Genomic DNA, 4,443 nt, shown 5'->3' on the forward strand with positions numbered 1-4,443 from the left:
CGGCAATCATCACCTCGCTGCGACACTGACTCGTCATCCAGATTGCCGCGCCTTCCCATCCAGATCGACGCGCTACAGCAAATTAATGATGACGCGGCGACACAATGAAGCAAACGATGCCCGGAGGAGGCCGGTCGTTGCGCAATCTGACAGCTCCACGATCGGCCTCCTCCTCCATTCGGTCCGGGAGCAAAATAGGTGAGGCGCCGACTGGGCCTTCGGGAACATTGCTACATGAGGCAATACGCGCTCTCATCCTGATTTGATGTGGTGGAACGGCCCGCTCCGACAGCATCATCGTGCTAAAACGTGGTCGTTATTCGAACGCCACAAGGAGGAACCGTTCCATGAAACAGATTAGCACCATCGGGTTGGATTTGGCGAAGCACATTTTTCAAGTTCACGGCGCGGGTGGCGATGGCTCGCCGGTGTTGAACCGGAGACTACGGCGCAGCGAAGTTCTGCGTTTCTTTGAGAAGCTGCCACCATGCCTGGTGGGGATGGAAGCCTGCCGCAGCGCCCATTATTGGGCGCGCGAGATTGCAACTTTCGGTCATCAAGTGCGGCTGATTCCGCCGGCTTATGTCAAACCCTTCGTGAAGCGCGGCAAGACGGATGCGGCGGATGCCGAGGCCATCAGCGAGGCCGTGACTCGCAAGACCATGCGCTTCGTTCCGATCAAAACGGCTGAGCAACAAGCCGCAATGATGGTCCTGAAGAGTCGCGCACTTCTGGTGAAACAGCAAACGCAGACTATCAACGCCCTACGCTCGCATCTCGCCGAGTTGGGCATCATTGCCGCCGCTGGCCGGACAAAGGTCGAGGCGTTGGTTGCAATCGTACGGGACGTAGCAGATGTCCGCTTGCCTGCGGCAGCGCGCGTCGCCCTGACGGCAGTTGCCGATCAGATCGAGGCCCAGGCGGACCAGATTGACAAGCTCGAGCGAGCCATTGTTGCTGCGGCAAAGACCGACAAGGACATGCGCCGACTGACTACGATCCCCGGCATTGGAGCCATTACAGCGGCGACCATCAAGGCGCTGGTGCCAGATCCCGGCGGCTTCAAATCCGCTCGTCACTTTGCTGCCTGGCTGGGACTGACGCCGCGACAGCATTCGAGTGGGGGCAAGGAGCGGATGGGACGCATCTCGAAGATAGGAAACCCCGAACTTCGGAGCCTCCTCGTTCTTGGGGCGACATCCGTCCTGCGAATTGCCCGGAAGGCCGATCGGGCGCGGCCGTGGTTGAGGGCGCTGCTCGCCAGACGTCCGTACAAGGTGGCAGCGGTCGCGCTGGCCAACAAGACAGCGCGAATTGCTTGGGCGCTCTTGAACAAGGGCGGGATTTACCGGTGTCCGGAGACGCTGGCGACGACTACGGCTGCCGCTTGATGCATACAGCAGCTGTCAAAGAGATCTGACCGGCGCAGGCCGGCAGAGGGCAAGGCGCAATAACAGGCGATGAACCCACGGGACGAAATCCCGGCATGAGTGAGGCTGGCGCGACAATGCGCTTCAAGCGCGTCTGATTGATTAGCCCCTTGTGTCGCGGACTTCATCGAGGCCAGCGGTCATGCGCCGCGCTTTACAGGCCGTATACATGACGGCACCGCTCCCATGTGTGAAGTCGACTGAGAAAGCTCTTGCGCCCGCGGGCCGTTCCATACACGATCCGCTGGTCGATCCAGCAAATCCGCCGCATCGCCATGAAGCTCCCCCAGCGGCGCATCCCGCACGCCCGCGTCCTCGCATGGTCGTTCTGGCGCAGGGCTCATCAGGCAACTGCGCGCAAAGCCCATCTCAAGAAAAAATTACAACTGTAATGGTAGGGGAAGAACTGGGTTTTTCGAGGCGGCAGCTGCCTGCCCCCTGAGGGGCGCCTGTGCCTGGCCAAACTATCAGACGGCGGCAAGGACGCGGCGTTCGTGCGCGGGTTCGACCGGAACGCCAAAGCCTTCGTCACGACCGGCTTCGACCTTCCGGAGGGAAAGCAGAACGTCAGCTGGGTCGACGGGGACACGATCCTCATCGCACGAGATTGGGGCCAAGGGACCATGACGAAGGCCGGCTACCCTTTCGTCGTGAAAGAGCTCAAGCGCGCTCAGCCGCTCGTTCAAGCGCGCGAGGTTTTCCGCGGCGAACCGACCGATGCCAGTACGGTGCCATTCGTGCTGCGGGACAGTGAAGGCAAGGTCCATGCGACCGGGGCCATGCGCGCCATCAGCAGGTTCGAGCAGGAGTATGTGCTTTTCGGGCCCAAGGGGCCGATCAAGCTCAACCTGCCAAAGAAGGCGAACATCGGCGGCATCGCCAGTGGCCGCCTGCTTGTGACGCTCAACGAAGACTGGGCGCCATCCGGCGACAGTCGCTTCGCGGCCGGCTCGATGATCTCGTATGACCTGGACGAATGGAAACAGGATCCGCTCAGCGCCAGGCCGTCACTGGTCTTCCAACCAGCGGCTCGGCAGGCGCTCGGCGGCTTCGCGGCCACCAGGAGCCTGTTGATCTGACGATCCTCGACAATGTTCAGGGCAAGGCGTTCGTCTACAAGTACGATCAGGGGACCTGGCGGGCCACCCCGATCCCGCTCCCGGAGAATGCGAGCGTGAGCCTGCAAGCCGCTTCCGATGAAACGGAGGAGGTGATGTTCGCCGTCTCCAACTTCCTCAGGCCGACGTCGCTCTACTACTTCGACGCCGCAAGCCAACGCCTCGGCACCTCCGCAGTTCGACGCGTCCCAGCATATCGTGGAGCAGTTCGAGGCAACTTCGCGCGACGGCACCCGGATTCCCTACTTTCTGGTGCGGCCCCGGAATGCGAGGTTTGATGGGTCGACCCCAACCCTTCTCCATGGCTATGGCGGGTTTCAGAAGCCGCTCCTGCCGTCCTATGCGGGGGTTATGGGGAGGCTCTGGCTCGAGCAGGGCAATGCATATGTCGTCGCGAACCTGCGCGGGGGCGGCGAGTTCGGGCCGCTATGGCACGAGGCTGCCCAGGCGGCAACGAAGCAGCGGACATGGGATGATTTCATCGCCGTTGCAGAGGACCTGATCCGCCGGAACGTCACCTCTCCGCGCCGGCTCGGCGTGGTCGGCGGCAGCCAGGGAGGCCTGCTGGTGGGGACCGCAATCACCCAGCGACCCGACCCCTTCAACGCGGCGATCGTGCAGGTGCCGCTGTTCGACATGCTTCGGTTCACCAAGCTGGGCGCCGGCGCCTCCTGGACCGGCGAATATGGCGATCCCGCCATTCCCGAGCAGCGCGAGTGGCTCGAGGCCTACTCGCCCTATCAGAAGCTGGTCCCGGGCAAGACCTACCCGGTCCCCTTCATCCTCACGTCCACCAAGGACGACCGCGTGCATCCGGCGCATGGCCGCAAGGCAGCCGCCAGGCTCACTGCGCTGGGCCAGCCCTATTTCTACTATGAGAATATCGATGGGGGCACAGCGCCGCCGCCAATCTCACTGAACATGCACGCCGCATGGCACTCGAATACACCTATGCATTCGGACGGCTTGTGGATTGAGTCAGGTCCAGGAGCGGACTCGCTAAATCGACAGTTGCAGACGGCAGCCGATCAACATCAGCCCGTTTGGTCGCCGAGATCATCGAGCGGGCCGCGGCGGCGCGCCCGGATCCTTTGAACGGAACGCCAGCCCGTTTGATCGTGTGCATTTCTGTTATGCGGACAGAACACCAGATCCATTCAACTTGAGCTCGCTCTAACCTCGCGCTCGGCGCGCCGCGCTTGTCTCTGAGGTCGCCCAGGGCCGCCGTTATGTGCCGTGAAGAACGTGTATAGCAGGTAAAGATCGATCAGGATCGTTGCCGCCATCACGCCATAGGCCCACGGGCTCTGCATCAGGGCGAGCTCGATTAGCACCCGTGACAGGCCGAAGCCCACGACCCAGGCATCAAAACTCATGCAGATGCGGCGGAAGATCTCCGGATCAAGCCGGCGGATAACATAAGATCCCAGCGGAATGCCGAGCACGACGCTAGGAATAAAGACATAAAGCAGGCTGCCGCTTTCTGAAATGAACAGGCCGAGCTTATAATAGATGAAGGCGGTTACGCTCGATTCCGCCACACGAACCAGGGCTAGTCCGGCGCGAAATTCGTTTTTGACGAGGCCCTGATTGTTGAACAGCATCGCCAAAGGCGGGCCTGAGATGGTCGTCACCGAGTAGAGGACGCCCAGCATCGACCCGAATGGCAGGCCGATTAGCCAGCTTGCCTCGATCCGGCGGCGCCAACCGGCGGCTTGCAGCAGGATCAGGGGCAGAATGATCGTGTAGGTGGCGAATTTGATCCAGCCCGGCTGCAGCGAGGCCAGTGCATAGCCGCCGATCGCAATGCCCGGCAAGAGTGCATGTTTCGCGGGATCGTGAGCACGGATTTCAGGGGATCGTGAGCACGGATTTCGCGGGATCGTGAGCAGCTT

Annotated in this window: 5 protein-coding genes; 4 read left to right on the forward strand and 1 reads right to left on the reverse strand. The window is 61.6% G+C overall.

Annotated features, from left to right (window positions below; genetic code table 11):
- The first annotated feature begins 347 nt into the window (after window positions 1–347).
- From AAFX91_RS39455 to AAFX91_RS39470, 4 genes are all read left to right on the forward strand, one after another.
- A complete protein-coding gene (locus AAFX91_RS39455) occupies window positions 348–1,391 on the forward strand; it encodes an IS110 family transposase (protein ID WP_394570094.1) in 1,044 nt (347 codons plus the stop codon).
- A gap of 533 nt (window positions 1,392–1,924) precedes the next feature.
- Entirely contained in the window at window positions 1,925–2,509 is a 585-nt protein-coding gene (locus AAFX91_RS39460) for a hypothetical protein (protein WP_394570095.1), read from the forward strand.
- The gene (locus tag AAFX91_RS39465; RefSeq protein WP_394570096.1) at window positions 2,407–2,826 is read left to right on the forward strand and encodes a hypothetical protein; all 420 of its coding nucleotides are present in this window, start codon (window positions 2,407–2,409) and stop codon (window positions 2,824–2,826) included. Before AAFX91_RS39460 ends, AAFX91_RS39465 begins: the two co-directional genes overlap by 103 nt.
- Window positions 2,827–2,899: 73 nt before the next feature.
- Window positions 2,900–3,643, forward strand: coding sequence for a prolyl oligopeptidase family serine peptidase (locus AAFX91_RS39470; protein ID WP_394570097.1), 744 nt, complete (start codon window positions 2,900–2,902; stop codon window positions 3,641–3,643).
- A gap of 62 nt (window positions 3,644–3,705) precedes the next feature.
- Here AAFX91_RS39470 and AAFX91_RS39475 read toward each other — a convergent pair.
- The coding region (locus AAFX91_RS39475; protein ID WP_394570098.1) for a sulfite exporter TauE/SafE family protein at window positions 3,706–4,443 on the reverse strand (738 nt) is incomplete at its 5' end.

The organism is Bradyrhizobium sp. 31Argb (assembly GCF_043638955.1).
Taxonomy (GTDB): Bacteria; Pseudomonadota; Alphaproteobacteria; order Rhizobiales; family Xanthobacteraceae; genus Bradyrhizobium.

Bases quoted from the DNA above. Each gene is read 5' to 3' on its own strand.
- AAFX91_RS39455 (WP_394570094.1), top strand. From the start codon at position 348: ATGAAACAGATTAGCACCATCGGGTTGGATTTGGCGAAGCACATTTTT.
- AAFX91_RS39470 (WP_394570097.1), top strand. From the start codon at position 2,900: ATGGGGAGGCTCTGGCTCGAGCAGGGCAATGCATATGTCGTCGCGAAC.
- AAFX91_RS39465 (WP_394570096.1), top strand. From the start codon at position 2,407: ATGGAAACAGGATCCGCTCAGCGCCAGGCCGTCACTGGTCTTCCAACC.